This is a genomic window from Nonomuraea monospora (assembly GCF_039531895.1).
GTDB classification, from domain to species: Bacteria; Actinomycetota; Actinomycetes; order Streptosporangiales; family Streptosporangiaceae; genus Nonomuraea; species Nonomuraea monospora.
Genome location: NZ_BAAAQX010000001.1, coordinates 705,956 through 725,311, shown reverse-complemented (window position 1 = coordinate 725,311; position 19,356 = coordinate 705,956). Strand labels below are relative to the sequence as shown.

Here is a 19,356-nt window from a genome sequence, read left to right as displayed (position 1 = left end):
ATCCCGAGCCGCTGACAGGACTGCTCGAAGGCGGCCGAGCAGTCGTGGAAAGGAACCGCACCCATCGAGGTCAGTGCCCCATCCCAAGGCCGCCGTCGACCGCGATCACGGCGCCGGTGATGTAGCCTGCGTCCGGCCCGGCGAGGAACGCCACCAGGCCGGCGACCTCGTCCGGGTCCGCTTCCCTGCCCAGCGGCACCATACCGAGAATCGCCGCCTTACGTGCTGCGGGGAGCACCGCGGACATGTCGGTGGCGATCAGCCCCGGCGCCACCACGTTCGCGGTGATCCCCCGCGAGCCGAGCTCACGCACCAGCGACCTGGCGAGCCCGACCAGCCCCGCCTTTGAGGCGGCGTAGTTGGCCTGGCCCGGCCACCCATGTAGCCCTGTGATGGAGGAGATGAAGATCATCCTTCCCCGTTGCATCTTCATCATGGGGCGCACCGCACGCTTCGCGACCCGGTAGGAGCCGGTCAGGTTGGTGTCCACCACGTCGGTGAACGTTTCCTCCTTCATCAGGGCGAGCATCTGGTCCGACGTGATGCCCGCGTTGGCGACCAGCACCTCGACCGGTCCCTGATCCTGCTCCACCTCGGTGAACGCGGCATCCACCGAGGCAGCGTCCCGCACGTCGCACCGCACCACCGCCACTCCCTCGACCGGCTCACCGGTACGCGAGGTGACCGTGACGCTGTCCCCTCCGGCGGCCATCCGCCGGGCGATTGCCAGCCCGATCCCCCGGTTGCCCCCTGTTACCAGCACAGATCGCCCCACGACGCGGTCCTCCTCATGATCGGGTTTGAGCTGTCATCGGCAGGGTCACCCACCCGGATATCGTGTTGGAACGCAGCCTCGTGCCGGGCCCGGCCGGAGCCAGGTCGGTGAAATGGCTGAACAATTCAGCGAAGACCAGGCCGAGGGTTGCCCGGACAATGGAATTGCCCACGCAATAATGCGCTCCGATTCCGAACGTCAGGTGCTTGTTCGGCTGCCGCCGGATATCGAAGGTGAACGGGTCCGGGAAGACGTCCGCGTCGCGGTTGGCCGAGGCCAGCCAGGTGACGACCGCGTCGCCGGCTCGAATCCGGTATCCCCCCAGAACGGTGTCCGTTACGGCGTACCGCAGCAGGTTCATCGTCGGGGTGGCCCAGCGCAGCGCCTCCTCCACCCCGCCCGCCAGCAGGTGCGGGGCAGCGGCCCACTGGGCCAGTGTCGCGGTTCCCATGAAGTCCGCCAGCGTGGTGGCCGGGACCTGGGACGTGGTCACGGCCCCACCGACCAGCAGGCTGTAGCAGTTGGCCACCACCTCGCCCTGGTTCAGCGGGCGGTCATCCCACCTGGTCCGGGTCAGTAGGCTGACCAGGTCATCACCCGGACGGTCACGCCGCCGGCGGGCGATGTCGCGGAAATAGGCGAACAGCTCGCGGTGTGCTGCCCGCAGCGCGGACTCCGCCGAGCCCGGCTGGCCGAAGATCGGGTCCTCGGGCGCGATGGCGGCGAAACTGAGCGCCGCCAGACGGGGCCAGTCGCCGGGCGGAAGATCCATCAGGATGCCCATGACCGCCATGCTGAGGCGACGCATGTGGTCAGCGAGATCATAGGGTCCGCCATCGGCCAGCGGAGCAAGCAGTTCGCGGGTGACCACGCGGAGCCGTCCGCGCATCGCGGCTATCCGCTTGGCCGCGAGTGATCGCTGCAGCGGCATCCGAAGCGTGGCGTGGCGCGGCGGGTCGGTCGCCACGAGCTGGATGCCGGCCGCCGGGTCGTCGGTGCCGAGCTGGTCCAGCAGGGTCCCGCGTTGCGAGGTGAACGTCAGGGTGTCCCGGAGTACCGCGTCAACGTCACGGTACGACGCGACCGACCAGAACGTCCGCCCGTCCGGCAGCGCGTGGCTCGCTACCGGGCTGTCCCTGCGCAGCCGCGCCCATACTCCATGCGGCACGCCCTCGCCGTGAAAGGCGGAGTCGACGAGCGCCGTGAGATCGGTGGCATCCGAGACAAATGGACAGCGCGGTATGAAATTATTCATAGGGCCCCACGAAGAGTCTTTGATATCGCGGATCATGCCATTTAACAATAACCTTCATTTCATTGTCTGGCCAACCCTCAGGGTCCGCCACCGCCGCGCGCCGATAAACCTCAAAATCAGTCACACCCACCACCCCGAGATTTTGTCCCCGCGGCCTTGGGACCTCACGGGAGCCGTCTTCAGCAAGCCGCATCGTCAGGAAGATTCACAGACAGATCGGAGCCTCCAGGCCCAGCCCTTGCCGCCGGTCCAGCCGGCCGGCCGCCTCGTGGACCAGGAAGTCGGCCAGTTCTGACGGCAGGCTCGCGGGCCGGTTCCGCGCAGCGGCCCGCAGTCGATGCAGCACCGCCGCGAGCCAGCGCTGGTCCGCGATGAACGCCGCCGGGTCGCCGGCTCCGTCGCCGATGCCACCAGTGCTGCCGGTGCTGCTGGCGCGCCGCCAGGTCTCGAAGCAGGCACTTGCCACCAGGACCCTGACATACCTGGTGACCAGGTCATAGGACCGGGGGTCCGCCATGATGCCCAGCGAGTCGATGCCGAGGTCCCGGCACTGCGCGGTCAGCAGGCGGTGCTCGGCTGCGAAGTACCCGGCGTGCTGGGCGACGTCCTCGTCCAGGGCACCGGCTGGGGAGGCCGCGAGCCCGGCGGCGAGCGCACCGGACAATACTTCCCGGCCAGCGGCGCTGATGGCGAGGCCGGCCAGGCTCAGCTCCGGCAGGGCGGGGCGGATGGCGAACAGTTCGCCGGGAACGACGGCGGGCTCCGCCCACCCGCGCCGGGCCAGCGGCGGGAGCTGGGACAGCAGCGACACCTGGCAAGCGGCCCGGGCGGCATGCCCGAAGCCGGCGGGCTGGATGTCGCGCAACAGCTTGGCGAAGATGGCCGCCTCACCGTCGCGGACGTAGAAGTGCGCGCCGAGGACGTGCGACAGGTCGTTCATCGCGTCGATGAGGATCTTGGACGTGAAGAACTTGACCGCCTGGGCGTATACAGGGGTTTGTGCCGGCAGCAGGTGCAGTGCGCGAGTGGCCACGGACGCGAGGCAGTCGGCTGCCAGCAGGTCGGCGTATGCGCCGGCGATCACCGACCGCACATGCGGCATGGCGATGACCGGGCCGCCGTACAACCGACGCCTGGTCGTGTGCCGGATGACGGTGCGAAGCCCCGTGTCCAGTATCCCGCAGAACATCGACACCAGGGTCGTCCTGGTGATCTGGAAGGAGCGGAGCGCGATCTCCATTCCATGGCCCAGCTGCCCGAGCAGCGCTGACTCCGGCGCCGGGCAATCGCGGAACTCGATGCCGCCGAGTTGCACCCCGCGCATCCCCATCGTCGCGAACCGGGGCAGGTAACGGAACCGCCGGGGGTCCAGCGACGCCTTGCTGATCAGCAGCGGGGAGTGGCTCCGGGGACCAGGCTGGGCGGAGGTGCGGGCAAAGAGCACGAACGCCTCGCTGCGCTGGAGGTTGGTGACGACTTCCTTGCGCCCGTTGAGCGTGATTCGCCCGGCCTGGCAGTCAGCCCGGCACTCGGTACCCGCCATATCGTTGCCGTGGGCCAGCTCGTGGTAGGCGACGGCGATCCGCTGCCCGGAACGCAGCAGGTCAGCGGCGGATTGCTGCTGCTCCGGGGTGCCCGCCGCCCAGATGTTGACGCCGGCGATGAACGAGCTGACGCCGTATCCCAGCCCCAGGCAGGGGTCACGGCGGTAGATCGCCCGCATGATCTGGACCAGGTCATCGAGCCGGTCCAGCCGCCCACCGAGCCGCGACGGCACGAACTCCGCGTTGAGTCCGAACTCCGCGAGCGTGTCCTCCCCGGGGCCGAAGGGGGTCCCGGCCTCATCCGCGGCGAGAACCGGGGCGAACCCGAGAGGATTGCCGGGTTCGAAGGGATCCCCGAACTCGTGCTCCAGGCGGGCGAGCCGCGCTGGGCCGTCAGCCAGGTTCATATCGCTGTCACCCCGGAGCGGGACAGCGATGGCATCCGGTCGTCATCGCGGGCGTCCAGCAGAATCTGGGCCAGTGAGTCGAAGGCAGCGCCGTGGGTGAGCTCGGTGCGGTGCTGCTCCGGAAGTTTCTCCTCGATCACCGCGAGTGCGCTGCCCAGCCATTGGCCTGACAGTGGCGGCGCACTGGCGGGGCCGTGGTCCCGCCAGTGCGCCCACAGATGGCAGCTGGCTGATGCGGCGAAGCACAGCTCGAAGTCGCGGGCGACATCGAAGGCTTCCTGCGGTACCTGGTGCGGCCTCCAGGAGAGGCCGGCCATCCGGGCGCGGGTCGCGTCAAGGGCCGCCGAGGCAGCGGCGGCCAGCGCCGGTACCCGGTCCGGCAGGCGGCCTGCCTGGGCCTCAATCGTCATCTGCTCGCTGAGTGGGCCGAGCTGGTCCGTCAGCGAACACCGGCGGGACAGCAAACTCAGCAGGGACACGTGCGCGGACCGCGCCGGAACCGCCAGGAGATCGTTGTCCCAGGTCGCGGTGGGAGCGCCGCGGGCCAGCAGCGGAAAGTGCTCGACGAGCAGGGAGCGGCAGACCGCGGTGCTTCCGTCGAAGATGGGGACGATGCGGTGATCCCGGTCCAGTTTCTGGAAGGCCCGGTATGGCTCATCGGCGGTCAGGAAGCCGCGCAGCCCGAGCAGTTCGCCGATCGCGGATATCGCTTCTTGGCACAGCTCGGGTACGAGAGCCTTGGCGACCGCGCTGGCCACGGCCATCTCGCTGGTCGCGGTGGCAGCGAGCCTTGCGGCGGCGAAGGTGACCGCCTCCGCGACATGCAGCGTCGCCAGGCACCGTCCCAGCGTCTGCCGGATATTCGGCACCTCGGCCAGCCGCTTGCCGTACAGGGTCCGGTGCTGCGCGAAATCGGCACCGAGCACCAGCGCGTGCTCCAGTGCCCCGAGCGACAGCCCGCAGGCCGCGACCCTGGTGAGCTGCAGTGTCTTCAGGGTCGTTTCCAGGCCGGTGCCCGGCCGGCCGATCAGGGCGCTGGAGCGCAGGTGCGCCCCGGTGAACCCGATCCCGCTGATGTCCGCTCCCCGGACACCGTGGGTGGGCACCTTGGGCAGCGCGTACCAGGTGCCCGGCTCAGCGTGCCGCTTGTCGAACAGGAGCAGGCTGAAGCCGCGCGGGCCGCCCTCGCGGCTGGTCCTGGCCAGGACGCAGATGAGCTGGGCGCGGGTGGCGTTGTTGATGAGCCATTTCTCCCCGGTCAAGGACCATCCATCCCCGGACGGCTCGGCGTGTACCTGGCCGGCGAGCAGGTCGCCACCGTGCCCGCGCTCGGTGAGCCCCCAGGAGACGATGGCGCCGTCACGTACCTGGGTCGCGAGCCGCCTGCGCTGCGCGTCGTCACCGGCCACCCAGACGCAGGCCGCACCCAGGTAGGTCTTGGCGTGCGCCACGGCGAGTGTGAGATCTTGGCGGGCCAGCAGCCTGATCAGCGCTGTCAGTGCGGGCAGCCGCCGCAGCACATCGCCGTCCGGGTGGTCAGCGTAGAACTCCGCGGCCCCGATGGCGTCCAGGAATGCCGTGGCGTCCGCCGGGAACTCCTGCCGGTCATCGAGGGCGAGCAGGACATCGAGTGACAGCGGCCCGCCAGGACCGGTCGCGGCGCTTATCGCCTCCTCGGCCTGAGCCAGCTCAGTCTGATCCAGCGCCGCGCTGACATGCCAGGTCACCAGGCACGCTCCGGCGGGGCTTGGAGCGGCTGGGCCGGCATTGACGGGTGCACCGATGACCAGAGCGCGGCGATCTCCCCGGCCTGGAACAGATCACGCATGGCCAGGCGCTGTATTTTCCCGCTGGTGGTCCGCCGCACCGTCCCGCGCCGGACGAGCGCCAGCCCCATGATTGTCGCCCCGGTCTCCCGTGCCACTGCCTGCCTGATCTCGGCCCCGATGCCCGCCAGGCGGTCCGCTTTCGTGCTCGGCCTGATCTCGTGGATCACCGCCAGCAGCTCGTCGCCGTCGGCGCCGGTCACGCTGAAAGCCGCGCCGAAGAGGCCGCGCAGGTCGGGGATCTCCTCGCGGATGATGTGCTCGATGTCCTGGGGGTAGATGTTGCGGCCCCGTACGATGATCAGCTCCTTGATCCGCCCGGTGACGAACAGCTCGCCCTGGCGGATGGCGCCGAGGTCGCCGGTGCGCAGGTAACCCGAGCGGCCATCCGCCGTCGTGGCGTTGAAGACCCGTTCGGTCTCGCCGGGGTTTCGCCAGTAGCCGGCGCCGACGCTGGTGCCGCGCAGCCACAGTTCCCCGATCTGGCCATCACCGCATATCGCGCCGGAGTCCGGATCGACGACGAGGATCTCCAGCCCGCGAACCGTTCCGTTGCTCACCAGGTCGCGGGTGGCGGTCTGCTCCTCGGCGGCATCGGCCGCGCGGAGTATTCCAGCAGCCAGTGACGCCTCGTCGGCGCGCAGTATCACCGGGGCGCGGCAGCCGGTCCCCGAGACGAATACGGTGGCCTCCGCGAGGCCGTAGCAGGGATTGAGCGCTTCTCTCCGGAACCCGGCCGGGGCGAAGCGCTGCGCGAAGGCATCCAGAATGCTGGCCCGCACCGGCTCGGAACCGTTGGAGGCGTACCGCCAATTCCCCAGGTCGAGGCCGGCGATCTGCTCATCGGTCACCGTCCGGGTGCACTGGTCATACGCGAAATTGGGGCCGGCGGACCAGGTGAGGTTACGGTTGTCCACCATTTCCAGCCAGCGCACCGGGCGGCGCAGGAACGCCGCCGGGCTCATCATGGTGGCCGAACTGCCCGTATACCAGGCCGGGAGGATCAGGGCCATCAGCCCCATGTCGTGGTAATGCGGGACCCAGCCGCCCAGCCTGGTCTGTGCGGTCAGGCCGAACGTGGCCACCAGGTTCGCCACGTTCGCGATGAGGTTGCCGTTGGTCAGCATCACGCCCTTGGGGCGGCCTGTTGAGCCCGAGGTGTACTGGAGCAGGGCGAGCGAGTCCGCGCGGCGCGGGCGCAGTGCATCGGCAGGCGCCTCATCAGCCAGCGGGAGAACCAGCAGCGGGACCTGGCCCTGGCCGTAGGAGCTCGCGAAGGTCCGCACCTCGTCCCGGGTCGCGGCGGTGGTGAGGATGGCGCCTGGTCTGGCGTCGAGAGTGATCGCCGCGACCCGCCGTTGCTGGTGGGCGTACCTGCCGGGCAGCGGCGAGGGCACCGCGATCACGCCCGCGTACAGGCAGCCCAGGAATGCCGTGGCGAAGTCGAGCCCTTCGGGGAAAAGCAGCAGGGCGCGATCTCCCGGCGCGCACACCCGCATGAGCGCGGCTGCCACCTGCCGAGCCGCCAGGTCCAGCTCACGGTACGAGAGGGAAACAATGTCAGCCGGAGTTCCACTATAAGAGACATACTCAACAGCCGGAGAACTGGGGTAATCAGCCACTTGTTCTTGAATTACCTTGGTGAAGCAGCGGGCCGTACTGGATCGAGATGTCATCGGCATCCGATTTCCTCATTGAAGTCAGGCGAGTTGATTTGATGCGAAAACGCAACGGCGATGCTGGTACGTCAACCTCGCCTGATGAATTCACGGGCGGCGTGCAATCCTTCCGCCGTGGCCTGTACGGCGTCCATTCCAGCCGCGTCGCGGGCGCCGCCGACCACCCGGTGCCACACGTGGGACCGCCGGGCCGCCGCAGCGGCCGAGGCGTCGGCTACCTGCCCGACGGCGATCACCACCGTGTCCGCGGGCACCCGATCCGGGGTACCGTCACCGCGCGCGAACCAGACCTCGTGCGGGGTGATCCGCTCGCAGCGCACCTGCGTGCGCAGGACGGTGCCCCGGGCCCGCAGCGCGCCCAAGACAGCCCACCGGGTTGACCTACCCAGGCGCGCGCCGATCCGGCCGCCCCGGTGCAGCACGGTCACAGCCCTGCCCGGCGGGCCGGTCTGACTGGCGTAGTGCGCGACATCCACCGCGACGCCGCCGCCGCCGATGATCACCACCCGTTCCCCGAGCTGCGCCGTGAACGCGGCGGGGTAGCTGAGCACATGAGGCAGCGCCGTGCCGGGAATGTCCAGGCGGCGCGGCTTCGTGCCGGTGGCCACGATCACGCCGGCGAAGCCGCGCAGCAGGTCGCTGCCGCCTGGGACAGCGTGCCCCAGCCTGATCTCGGCGCCGAGCGCGGCCAGCTCCGCGGTCAGGTAGTGGATCGAGGAGATGTAGTCGTCCTTGCCCGGCACCTGCGTGGCCAGGCAGAACTGGCCGCCGAGCTGCCCTGCGGCCTCCAGCAGCGTGACCCTGTGGCCGGCGGCGGCCAGTTCCCGCGCCGCCACGAGCCCGGCGGGACCACCGCCGACGACGGCGACAGCCGCCGGGCGGACGGTCCGTGTGGGCGGCGGCAGCTCCGCTTCACGCCCGGCACGCGGGTTGACCATGCAGGAAACCGATGGCCCGGAATGGGTGAGTGAGCGGTCGATGCACGCCTGATTGCAGGCCACGCAGATGTTGACCGGGCGCCGCCGGCGCGCGGAACGCATCAGGTCCGGATCGGCCAGGAACGGACGGGCCATCGACACGAAGTCGGCCTGGCCGGAGGCCAGGATCCGCTGCGCGGTCTCCAGCCGGTTCACCCGAGTGCTGGTGATCACCGGTACCGTGCACGCCGTTGTTGTGATGGCGGCCTTGATGGCGGCGGCGACGGGCGACCAGCTACCGGGCGGTACGCCGCCCTGGACGGCGGGGATCGGCGACTCATGCCAGCCGATGCCGATGCTGAGCGCGTCCGCACCCGCCGCGACCAGCGCGCGGGCGAAACTCATCGTTTCCTGGCGGGTTACCCCGCCGTCCATCAGATCGGTTCCCGACATCCGGAAGATCACCGGAAATCCGTCCCCTACGGCGGCCCGGACCCGCAGCATGACCTCGATCCCCAACCGCGCACGCCGGACCGCATCGCCGCCCCAGTCATCGTCGCGCCGGTTGGTCAGCGGGGACAGGAACTGGTCGATCAGGTACCCCTCCGAGCCCATGATCTCCACCGCGTCGAACCCGAGGCCGCGAGCCAGTGTCGCGCCATGGGCGAAGTCCAGGAGCGTCCTGTCGATCTGCGCGCCGGTCAGCTCCGACGGCAACGCGCCCGAGAGCTTGCTGAATACCGGTGACGGCGCCACCGGCCCGCCGGCCCCAGCGGGCGCGTAGCGGCCGGCGTGGAAAAGCTGGAGGGCGATCAGCCCGCCGGCGCCGTGCACCCGTGCGGCGACATGGCCCAGCCGCCGGGTGAACGCGGGATCCGTGAGCACGCCGTACCGCGGCCCGCCCGCCCCGGCTTGGCTGACCGCCGCGCCGCCGGTCACCATCAGGCCGGCGCCGCCGCGCACCCGGTCCAGGTAGAAGGCGGCCAGCGCGGCCCCGCCGTCGTCGCGGGCCTCGAGCCCCAGGTGCATTGCCCCCATGATGACGCGGTGCGGCAACGACAGGGTGCCAATGGCGGCAGGGGAGAACACCGCGGGGAGCGGATCGCTCACGGCTGACCTGGATGCTGAGGCCGGTCATCGGGCCAGTCGCCGGCGGGCAGGTCGCTGGTGAACGGCGGCGAGACGACCGACAGCCCGCCGTCCACGACGATCACCTGCCCGGTGATGTACTCCGCCGCCGACGACAGCAGGAACGCGACCGTGTCGGCCACCTCCTGCTGGGTCCCCGGTCTGCGTTTCGGTATCTTCGCCAGCACCGTGGACAGCGGCGCTATCCCCGGTACCGCGTAGAAGTAGTCCAGGGAATCGGACTCGACCAGCCCGGCGTTGACCGCGTTGACATTCACTCCGTGCGGGGCGAACTCCAGCGCCATGTACCGCACCCAGGCCTCGATCGCCGCCTTGGCCGAGCCCAGGGCCGCATACGCCGGGTAGGCGTGGGAGGCACCGTAGCTGGTCAGCGCCACGATCCGGCCCCCGCCGCTCATCAGCGGCAGCGCGTGCTGCGCGCCGAGCACGAACGCGCGCACGTTCATCGCATACGTCCGGTCCAGATTGTGGATCTTCAGGTCGGTGATGTTCTTGAACGCGCTGGCCGCCGCGTTGCACACGTAGTAGTCCAGGCGCCCGTACGCATCGGCGGCCGCGGCGAACAGCCGGGCGATGTCCTCGGGCCGCTCCATATCGGCGGCGATGGTCATGGCCTGCCCGCCAAGCTGCTCAACCTCCGCCTGGGTCTTCTTCGCCAGGTCCGCGTTCTTCTTGTAGCCGATCACCACCGACGCCCGATCGCGCGCCAGGGTGAGCGCGAGCGTCCTGCCGATGCCGCGCGACGCGCCGGTGATCAGTACGACCTTGCCGTCCGTCGGCCCGTTCACTGACCCTCCTCGAAGATCATCCGGGCGATCACGGTCTTCTGTATCTCGTTGGTGCCCTCTTCGAAGCGCTGCGCGCGGGCGTCCCGGTACACCCGCTCGATCGGGCTGGACTCCCAGTAGCCGATGCCGCCGTGGGCCTGGAGTGCCTTGTCGGTGACCCTGGTGAGCATGTCCACTGCGGTCAGCTTGGCCATCGAGGCCAGCGCGCCCGCCCCGGGGGCACCGTCTTCCCACTGCCGCGCGGCGTGCAGCGTGAGCTGCCGGGCCGCCTCGATATCGGCGGCGTTCTCCGCGAGCGCGAACGCGACCGCCTGCCGGGCGGTCAACGGCTTGCCGAACGTCACTCGGTTCCTGGCGTAGCCGACCGCGAGCTCCTGGGCCCGGCGGGCCAGCCCGACACAGCTCATCGCCACCGAGATCCGGCTGGGGGTGAGGAAACCGCCGAGCGCCACATCCAGCCCCTGCCCTTCCGCGCCGAGCCGGCTGGTCACGGGGACCGGCACCCGGTCGAAGAGCAGATGTGCGTGGTCGGTGCCGCGCACGCCCATCGTCAGGGGCATGGCCGTGACCGTGACGCCGGGAGAGTGCCGGTCCACCAGCAGCGCGACCGTGCCGTCCTTGCCTGTGCTGCCCGCCACCCGGGCGAAGACCAGCCAGTAGTCGCAGTCCACACCGAAGGTGATCAGGTGCTTCTCCCCAGACAGATAATAGGTGCCGCCGTCACGGGTCACCGCGGACCGCAGGTCCGCTCCGGTCCCATGGGCGGGCTCGGTCAGGGCGAAGGCCACGTTGATCGCGCCCGCCACCTGGGGGAGGACAAATTTTCTGTGTTGCTCATCATCAGCGAACTGGCTGATCGCTCGCCATATCCCGTTGGCGACGTGCACGATCATTCGCACTGATGCGTGCGACATGGAGAAGAGCTCGGCGAGTTCGAGGTACCGGGAGAACGGTATCCCCTGGCCGCCGTAGTTCTCCGGCGCCGCCAGCCGCAGATATCCGAGTTCCCGCAGCTCGGCCCGCAGCCTCGCCGGAGCTTGACGGGTCCGCTCGATCTCCGCCGCGTACTCCTCGCCGGGACCGCGGACCCAGTCCTCTATCTCTTTCCTCAGTTCGGTTACCCTGCTGTCGGTCATGCTCATCTGCTCTCCTGGGCGACGGATGTACGCACGGACTTCATTCACGCTCCCGTCCGGTCCCGCTCACGTGTTTCCCGGCGTCGATCAGTGCCCGTGCATGCTCGCGCAGCACGAACTTGCGCACCTTTCCGGTCTGGGTGCGCGGCATGGCGTCGATGATCTCCAACCGTTCCGGCCAGTACTGCCTGGCCACCTGGGCGCGGTCCAGGAAGTGCTGCATCTCGGTGAAGCCGAACTCCGTACCGGGTCCGCCCGGTCCGTCAGGCACGGGCACCGTGGTGATGAAAGCGCAGGCCCGCTCCCCGAGCCGGTCATCGGGGATGGCGACCAGGGCGGCATCCCGCACCGCCGGGTGCCGCATCAGGAGCTGTTCGATCTCAGCGACCGGTATCTTCTCCCCGCCCCGGTTGATGATGTCTTTCACCCGGCCGCTGATCCGTACGTACCCTTGGTCGTCGAGCACCGCGAGATCCCCGCTGCGGTACCAGCCGTCCGGTGTCACCGCCTGCTCGGTCAGGTCCGGTCGGTCCAGGTAGCCGGCGAACAGGCAGTCGCTGTGCACCTCGAAGTTGCCTTCCTGGCCTGGCGGGAGAACGTTCGCCCGGTCGTCGGTGACCCGCAGCAGCGTGCCTGGCAGCGCCCGCCCGTCGGTGCCCCATGCCTTGGCGGGCTCGTCGCCGGGTACCGACAGCGAGCCGAGACAGGTCTCGGTGCTGCCCCAGGCCCCGCAGACGGCGGCGCCCAGCACCCGCGTCGCCCGCTCCGCCAGGTGGCGGGGGATCGCGGCGCCGGTCGCGACGAAGATCCGCAGGGTGCCTGGCCGCTGTCCGGTGGCCTGGACGATCTCCACCAGGTCGGCGAGGAAAGGCGTAGCGGCCTGGATGAAGGTGACCTTGTGGCGGCGCAGCAGGTCGAGCCCGGCACCGCCATCCCATGCCGGCATGAGTATCTGCGGGGCGCCCAAATTGAACGCCAGCCACATTCCGTACAGGAAACCTGTCTGGTGCGCCAGCGGGGACGGCACCAGGATGCGGTCCTGGCCGGTCAGGCCGAGCGCGCGGGCCTGTGCCGCCGCCGCGCGGGTCAGTACGTCCATCCGGTGCAGCACCCCTTTGGGCTCACCGGAGGTGCCGGAGGTGAACATGAGCTGGGCGATCGCGCCGGGCTCTGGCGCCAGGCGCTCCAGCAGCCGCCGGTCCGGCACCTGGCGCGCGGTCGCATCGGCATACCGGTGCCAAGACAGACAGGGCCCTTGACGAGACTGCTCGTCGCCTGGTGCGATGCCTGGCTCGCGGCGCTTGTCGCTGAGCACCACCACATGTTCCAGGCGCAGGCCGCCGGCCCGCGCCACGCCGGCGATCTCCCCCGGGCAGTCGCGGCCCCGGTAGGAGTCCGGGATGACGATGATCCGTGCCTTGGAGCGCCGAAGCATGTCGCTCAGTTCCCGGGCACGGAAGATCGGCATCAGCGGGCAGCAGATCGCACCGATCCGGGTGGCTGCCAGGGTCAGCGCGGCGAACTCAGCGACATTGGGCAACTGCCAGGCGACCGGCTCACCCGGCGCGACACCGAGTTCGAGAAGCAGCATGGCCAGCCGGTCCGCTTCGGCGTCCAGATCCCGCCAGGTCCAGCACCGCGCGGTCCCGCTCTGTCCGGTTTCACCGTGGGCGCTGATCACTGCCGGCTCGGCAGGCAGCTCCCGCGCCCAGCGGCGTACCTGGTCACCGATCCGCACGGCTGACCGCCATCTCGATGCCGATCGCGTTCATCTCCTGCAGGAACCGGGGGTAGGAGATGCGGTAGGCGTTCGGGTAGGTGAGCCGGGTCTCGCCCTCGGCGCGGGAGCCGGCGATCGCCAGCGCCATCAGCACCCGATGATCGTTGTAGGAGGACAGGTCCGCGCCGTGCAGCACACCGGTGCCGGTCACAAACAGCCGGTCACCCGCCAGCTCGGCATGTCCGCCCATCCGGTTGATCTGCATCATCGCGGAAACCCGGTCGGACTCTTTCAACCGCACATGGGCGACATCGGACAGCACGCTGGTGCCGCTGGCGGTGCTGGCCAGGACACTGAGCACCGGCAGCATGTCGGGGACCGAGCTGCAGTTCACCTCTACCGGGGCGAGCCGGATACCGTCGTGCCGCACCCGTACGAACCCGCTGCCCTCCTCGGCGGAAATGGACAGCCCCATCCGGGCCAGGATGTCGAGCACGGCGGCCTCGGGATGGTCCGCCTGGGCGGACGAACTGGCGGTCAGGCCGACCAGCCGCACGTCGGCTGGATGCAGCGCGGCGGCGGCGAGCCCGAACGCCGCCGCGCCGATGTCGGGCGGCAGGGTGATGGACGCGGGAACGGCCTGCTGCCCCGGCTCGATCTCATACCGTAGTCCGTCCGGGCTGACCGCCACGTGCAGACCGAACCGGGCCATCATGGCGATGGTCAGGTCTATATAGCCGCGCTCGTTGAGCGGCCCCTCGACTTCGATGACGCTGGGGCCTGTCGCGAACGGGGCGAGCAGCAGCAGGCCGGATATCCACTGCGACAGCGTGCCGGCGATCGTCACCCGCCCGCCCGAGGGCCGGCTTGGCCAGACCTGGACGGGCGGGGCGCCTGTCGGTGAGCTGAGCTGCACACCCAGGTCGCTCAGCGCGGCCAGCAGCGGGGTGATCGGGCGCCGCTGGAGATACTTCTGTCCGGTGATCAGGACCGGGGCACTGGCCAAGCCGGCCAGGCCCGTCAGGAAATACAGCGTCGTCCCCGAGCTGCCCACCCAGATCTTGCGGCGGGCCGGGCGGAGCTGACCGCCGCGGACCAGGAACACGTCTCCTTCAGTCGTGATCTCGGTGCCGAGCGCGCGCAGCGCCGCGATCGTGTGCCGGACGTGACCGGCATCGGACAGGCCCGCTATCCGGCTCAGACCCGGAGCCAGCGCCGCGAGGATCAGCGCTCGGTGTGCGTGATACTTGGAGCTGGGAATTATCAGGTCGCCAGCGACGCGACCCGTAACCTGTTTTACTAGCAGCCGCATCGTTGAGCTCCCGCCATTAATCTAAGGGTCTGAACATGATGCACACACGTGAACGCTGCCATTTCTGATGTTATTACCGGATGCGCGTTGACGCCAATATCGGGCCGGTCAACGAAGAACAGCCGGCGTGAAATCCGCAAGGGGATTTCTTATCGTTTCCGGCCGCCCGTTCAAAGGACACACGTAAGTGCAATTCTGCTACGCCCGGCCGACCCCCGAGATGCGGCTGGCCGCACACTGAAGCCCGACCGCCTGGTCGCCGAGCCATGTGCGATCGTTCCTGGAAGAGCACGACCAGGCCTATGTCCTGCGTGCCCCCTACTCAGCCCCCCGCCTGATCGCCGCAGCCGGGTGCGCTGGCCGGATTGCTGGATACGGAAGGCTGGCTGGAGAGGGCCGGGAAGTCACGCATGCTGCGCATCGAGGTGGCGAGCAGGAGCAGCGGGGTGACGGCGAAGAAGGTGGCCAACACCCACATCGCGGTGCCGATCCCGAAGGCTGTCGCCAGGACGCCGGCGATGGCTGCACCGAGCGGCACGGTGCCGGAGATGACGAAGCGGGAGACCGCCGTGACCCTGCCCAGGAGGTGCGCCGGTATGTAGTTCACGCGGAAGGTAGCGGTGACGGTGCCCGACAGCGTGGCGCCGAGCATGACCACGAACGATCCCACCGTGAACAGCGCCAGCTGCCAGCCAGGACCGCTGGCTGGCAGCAGCAGCATGAACGGCGCGGTCACGACATTGACCCCCACGTAGGTGCGCGCGCTGCCGAAGCGGGCGACGGCCCGGGACGCGAGCACGGCGCCCAGCAGGCCGCCCAGGCTGGCGAGGCTGATCAGGACACCCACGGTTCCCGGCGCGACGCCTTCGGCGCGCACCAGGAACACGATGCGCAACGAGAACACGCCGAGCATCCCAAGGTTGATCATCGCCGCCACGATGAGCATGGGCAGCATGAACTCGCCGTACTTGAAGTACCTCAGGCCTTCGCTGAGCTGCCGGAGCATGCTGGGCCGCTCGCCCGCCGCCGCCCTCGGCTCGGGCGTGGTCCGCAGTCTGAGCAGGCAGGTGGCCGAGACGATGAAGGTGACCGCGTCGATGAGGAGGCCGCCGACCGCTCCGGCCACCTCGGTGAGCAGACCGCCGAGACCCGGGCCGGCGACCTCGGCGGCCGAGGCGCTGGCCTGGAGCTTGGCGTTGCCCTCCATCCGCTCCTCCGGGGCCAGGAGGTGCGGCAAGTAGGCGTTGAACGCCAGGGTGAAGAACATGCTGGACGTGCCGGCGATCAGCACCGCGGCCAGCAGCATGGGCACGGTCAGCACACCGGTCCAGGCGGCGACCGGGATGGCGGTCAGGACCGCGGCGGACACCAGGTTGGCGGACACGAGGATGCGGCGGCGTGGCCAGCGGTCAACCCAGGTACCGGCCGGGAGGCCGATCAGGAACCAGGGCAGCCAGCTGGCTGCGGTCAGCAGGGCCACCGTGCCGGTGCTGGCATGCAGGACGGTTATCGCCAGGAACGGGACGGCCACCGTGGTAATCGCCGAGCCTAACCCGCTGACCGACTCCCCGGCCCACAGCAGGCCGAAGTTCCGGGTGCGGAGCAGGCCGCCCGGCCGCCTTTTCTCAGCCGCGGTGATGTACGGCGGAACCCTTATCTCGCGATTACCCACAGAGCTCACGGTATCGCCACAGCCGGGAGTGGCGGCGGCATTCAACGGAGCGGTGCGGCCGGGCGAGGCGGTGGCGCCGCGCTCTCTCGTCAGGTGTGGTTTTAGAATGAGCCGACGTGCCCGCGGCCGGTACAGCAGCCGGCATTCGCTGGTGCTGTGACGTAAACAATGACCGGTTCGGGTGAGGGGTTTCCGGCTCACCCGGCCACCTGCACGCTTCCCCGCAGACGCACTCATGGCGCATGATGGCTTCGCGGTCGTTCTCAAGATCGGTTCTTCGACAGACCAGATCAAGACAAACGGCCGCACTTCATGTACGCACGGTTACCCATGGGAGACCGAGACCGGCTTCGCCACGGCGTACATCCATCTCCTGCGTCAGCCTACGCAGTCAGCACCGATGCTCACTTCTTCATGCGATCAACCCGAACCGGCATGTCCGGACAGCACCCAAGATCTCAGAAACAGTGAAAGTCGAGAACCATGGACATCGAGCAGGTCATCAGCGCTATCGGCGAGATTCCCTTCATACCGAAGGAGCGCGGGCGGGAACTTTACGAATTCGTCCGCGCGAACAAACCCGAGGCCGTGCTGGAGCTCGGATTCGCGCACGGCGTCTCATCCTGTTATATCGGCGCGGCACTGAAAGCCAACGGGAGCGGGTTGCTGACGACCATGGATCTGGATCGCACCCGTCCGCGTCCCGAGCTGGCGAACCTGCTCGACATAAGCCCATGGGACCCAGACATCAGAACTCTGCTGAAAACCACCGAGCTGGAAGACTGGGTCGAGCCGGTCTTCACTCCCACGTCCTACAACTGGGAGCTGATGCACTTGCTCGAAAACACCCCGGCCGGCCAATGGCGATTCGATTTCGCCTTCATCGACGGTGCGCACAGCTGGTTCGTGGATGGGCTCGCGTTCTTCCTGGTGGACCGGCTGCTGAAGCCGGGCGGGTGGGTGCTGTTCGACGATCTGGACTGGACCTACGGCAGCAGCCCCAGCCTGCGCGAGACCGGATACGTCCGGGCCATGCCCGCCGAAGAACGGGACACACCACAAATCGGCAAGGTATTCGACCTGCTGGTAAGGCCCCATCCGGGTTACCGCCAGTTCCGGCGCGACAGCAACTGGGGCTGGGCCCGGAAAGGCCCGTGACTATCGGACCGGGCGGAGCGTGAAGAACCGCTGCCGCCACAGGCCGAAGAGCTCATCCCGGATATCCGGACTCAGCCCGGCTGGGCCGGCGATATCCCGCAGCGGCCGCACGCCGTCAGCGCCCTCCAGGAGGGCGAAGAGCGCGGGAGAGATCTCGGCCACCGGCCCCTTGCTGTGCTCCAGGCGTATCTCGTGGCATACCTGGCGATGTCCCTGGGCGGTCTGCCTGATCCGCTTGATGAGCCGGGCCTGTGGACGGAGCTGAGGGATCAGCCCGCCGAGGGCAAGCGTGGCGCCCGGGCGGCGGCGCACCACGAACTCGTCGATCACCAGGAAGTCCAGGCCAGTGGTGAGGAAACAGGTCAGGGCATCCTGGACCGTCTGCACGATCGGCTCGGCATTGTTGTTGAACGAGGTGTTCAGCAGCACCGGCGTGCCGGTCAACTCCCCGAAGGCGCGGACGAGATCATGGAACCGCCGATTGGCGACCGGGTTGACGATCTGGATCCGGGCGCTGCCGTCGACATGCGTGACGGCCCCGAGTTCAGCCTGGCGCTGCGGGCGCACCTGCACCACGAACGACATGAAGTCATGATTCGCCCGGGTCGGCGGCAGCTCGAAGTAGGTGTCCGCGTCCAGCTGGGTGACAACCGGGGCGAACGGGCGGTACGCTTCCCGCTTCTTGATCATGGCGTTGATCCGCTCCTTGTTGCTGGCCGGCCTGGCATCCGCCAGGATGCTCCGGTTGCCGAGCGCGCGCGGTCCAAATTCGGAGCGGCCCTGCGCCCAGCCGAGGACAGCGCCGCCGGCCAGTAGCCGCGCGGCCTCCGCCACGATGTCGGTCGGCCGCTCATAGTCGACGAGGTCGCTCCAGGACGCCACCTCCTTCTCGATACCGATGGTGGTACCGAGATCAGGCCCGGTACTGGCGCTGTACATCCGGGACTGCCTGACCGGGGTTGCGCCGAGCAGCGGCCCGATGGCCAGGGCGGCGCCCTCGGCGGCTCCCGCATCATGCGAGGCGGGGTGGATGAACACTTCGCGGAATTTCCCCGACGCGAGGATGCGCCCGTTCAGTGTGCTGTTGTGCGCCACGCCGCCGGTGAAGCACAGGTCCCGCAGCCCGGTCTCCCGCGCCCAGTGGAACAGGACGTGCAAGGCTATCTCTTCCAGGGTCTCCTGAAGGGCCGCTGCGAAATCCATGTGCGCCTGGGTGAACTCCGCGCCACTGCGGCGCGGCGCGAAGCCGGGCGCGACCAGCCGGCGCAGGATGAAATCCCCGTTGTCCCGCAGCTCGTACATGGACCGGAAGAGATCGCGGAACGTCTCCGGGTTCCCGTAAGGAGCCAGGCCCATGACCTTGTACTCATCACCGAGCCCGTACCCCAGCAGATGGGTATTGGCCAGGTAGAGACCGCCGAGCGATTTCCCCAGGCCGTAGGTGGCGAGGCTTTCCAGTTCCCTGTTCTTCCCGCGATAGATGGTGATCGAGTGCTTCTCCCCGCGTCCGTCCATGACCGCGACCAGCGCGTCGCTCATCCCGGAGCGGATGTAGGCGGACAGGCCGTGGGCGACATGGTGCTTGACGAAAAACAGCCGCTCATCCGGTATGTCCCGGCCCAGCGCCGCTGCCAGCTGGCCCGCCATCAGCTCGCGGGAGCTGTGCAGCGGCAGCCGCGGGTTGCTCAGGTAGGTGGTATCCAGCCACTCATCGAGCATGTCCTCACCGAAGAAATGCCCGACCGCGTCGATTTCGGACGGCGCGACCCCGGCAACCTGGAGGCAAGCCCTGATCGCGTTGACCGGGAACCGGGTGGTCTTCTTGATCCGGTTGAACCGCTCTTCCTCCACTGCGGCCAGCAGCTCACCGCCGGAGATCAAACAGGCCGCCGCATCGTGGAAGGCACCGCCATCGCTGAAGAACGCCGTCCCCATCTGCATCTGCGGGGTCAGGTCGCCATCGTCAGCCGAGAGGTGCCCGCTGAGGCCGAGTAGCAGCATGAGGGAACCCGTTCCTT

Annotated in this window: 13 protein-coding genes; 1 reads left to right on the top strand and 12 read right to left on the bottom strand. The window is 68.8% G+C overall.

The genetic code is table 11. The features are described 5' to 3' along the window. Positions 1 to 70: 70 nt before the first annotated feature. From fabG to ABD331_RS03245, 11 genes are all read right to left on the bottom strand, one after another. Positions 71 to 775: a 3-oxoacyl-ACP reductase FabG gene (gene fabG, locus ABD331_RS03295; protein WP_344470701.1), complete on the bottom strand. Its 705-nt coding sequence runs from the start codon at positions 773 to 775 to the stop codon at positions 71 to 73. 13 nt (positions 776 to 788) lie between these two features. Then, the gene (locus ABD331_RS03290) at positions 789 to 2,066 is read right to left on the bottom strand and encodes a cytochrome P450 (RefSeq protein WP_344470700.1); all 1,278 of its coding nucleotides are present in this window, start codon (positions 2,064 to 2,066) and stop codon (positions 789 to 791) included. A 169-nt stretch (positions 2,067 to 2,235) separates the two neighbouring features. After that, positions 2,236 to 3,981 carry an acyl-CoA dehydrogenase family protein gene (locus ABD331_RS03285; protein ID WP_344470699.1) on the bottom strand — a complete coding sequence of 582 codons (1,746 nt, stop codon included), beginning with the start codon at positions 3,979 to 3,981 and terminating at the stop codon, positions 2,236 to 2,238. Next, positions 3,978 to 5,708 carry an acyl-CoA dehydrogenase family protein gene (locus tag ABD331_RS03280; protein WP_344470698.1) on the bottom strand — a complete coding sequence of 577 codons (1,731 nt, stop codon included), beginning with the start codon at positions 5,706 to 5,708 and terminating at the stop codon, positions 3,978 to 3,980. The genes ABD331_RS03285 and ABD331_RS03280 overlap by 4 nt, the downstream gene beginning before the upstream one ends. Then, the gene (locus ABD331_RS03275; RefSeq protein WP_344470697.1) at positions 5,705 to 7,489 is read right to left on the bottom strand and encodes a fatty acyl-AMP ligase; all 1,785 of its coding nucleotides are present in this window, start codon (positions 7,487 to 7,489) and stop codon (positions 5,705 to 5,707) included. Before ABD331_RS03275 ends, ABD331_RS03280 begins: the two co-directional genes overlap by 4 nt. Before the next feature lie 65 nt (positions 7,490 to 7,554). Continuing rightward, complete coding sequence (locus ABD331_RS03270; RefSeq protein WP_344470748.1) at positions 7,555 to 9,492, bottom strand: oxidoreductase; 1,938 nt, start codon at positions 9,490 to 9,492, stop codon at positions 7,555 to 7,557. Between the two features lie 17 nt (positions 9,493 to 9,509). Next, positions 9,510 to 10,340, bottom strand: a complete 831-nt coding sequence (locus ABD331_RS03265; RefSeq protein WP_344470696.1) for an SDR family oxidoreductase — start codon at positions 10,338 to 10,340, stop codon at positions 9,510 to 9,512. Next, a complete protein-coding gene (locus tag ABD331_RS03260; RefSeq protein WP_344470695.1) occupies positions 10,337 to 11,482 on the bottom strand; it encodes an acyl-CoA dehydrogenase family protein in 1,146 nt (381 codons plus the stop codon). The genes ABD331_RS03265 and ABD331_RS03260 overlap by 4 nt, the downstream gene beginning before the upstream one ends. A gap of 34 nt (positions 11,483 to 11,516) precedes the next feature. Further along, positions 11,517 to 13,214, bottom strand: a complete 1,698-nt coding sequence (locus ABD331_RS03255) for an AMP-binding protein (protein WP_344470694.1) — start codon at positions 13,212 to 13,214, stop codon at positions 11,517 to 11,519. Next, the gene (gene aroA, locus ABD331_RS03250; protein WP_344470693.1) at positions 13,201 to 14,508 is read right to left on the bottom strand and encodes a 3-phosphoshikimate 1-carboxyvinyltransferase; all 1,308 of its coding nucleotides are present in this window, start codon (positions 14,506 to 14,508) and stop codon (positions 13,201 to 13,203) included. The genes ABD331_RS03255 and aroA overlap by 14 nt, the downstream gene beginning before the upstream one ends. 322 nt (positions 14,509 to 14,830) lie before the next feature. Next, positions 14,831 to 16,381, bottom strand: coding sequence for an MFS transporter (locus ABD331_RS03245; RefSeq protein WP_344470692.1), 1,551 nt, complete (start codon positions 16,379 to 16,381; stop codon positions 14,831 to 14,833). 282 nt (positions 16,382 to 16,663) lie between these two features. Here ABD331_RS03245 and ABD331_RS03240 point away from each other — a divergent pair, with 282 nt between their 5' ends. Continuing rightward, on the top strand, positions 16,664 to 17,338 hold the full coding sequence (locus ABD331_RS03240) for a class I SAM-dependent methyltransferase (RefSeq protein ID WP_344470691.1): 675 nt from the start codon (positions 16,664 to 16,666) through the stop codon (positions 17,336 to 17,338). Here the strand turns inward: ABD331_RS03240 and ABD331_RS03235 are convergent, their stop codons facing one another. Then, positions 17,339 to 19,339 (bottom strand): carbamoyltransferase family protein, encoded by a 2,001-nt coding sequence (locus tag ABD331_RS03235; RefSeq protein WP_344470690.1) that lies wholly within the window; start codon positions 19,337 to 19,339, stop codon positions 17,339 to 17,341. Between the last annotated feature and the right edge of the window lie 17 nt (positions 19,340 to 19,356).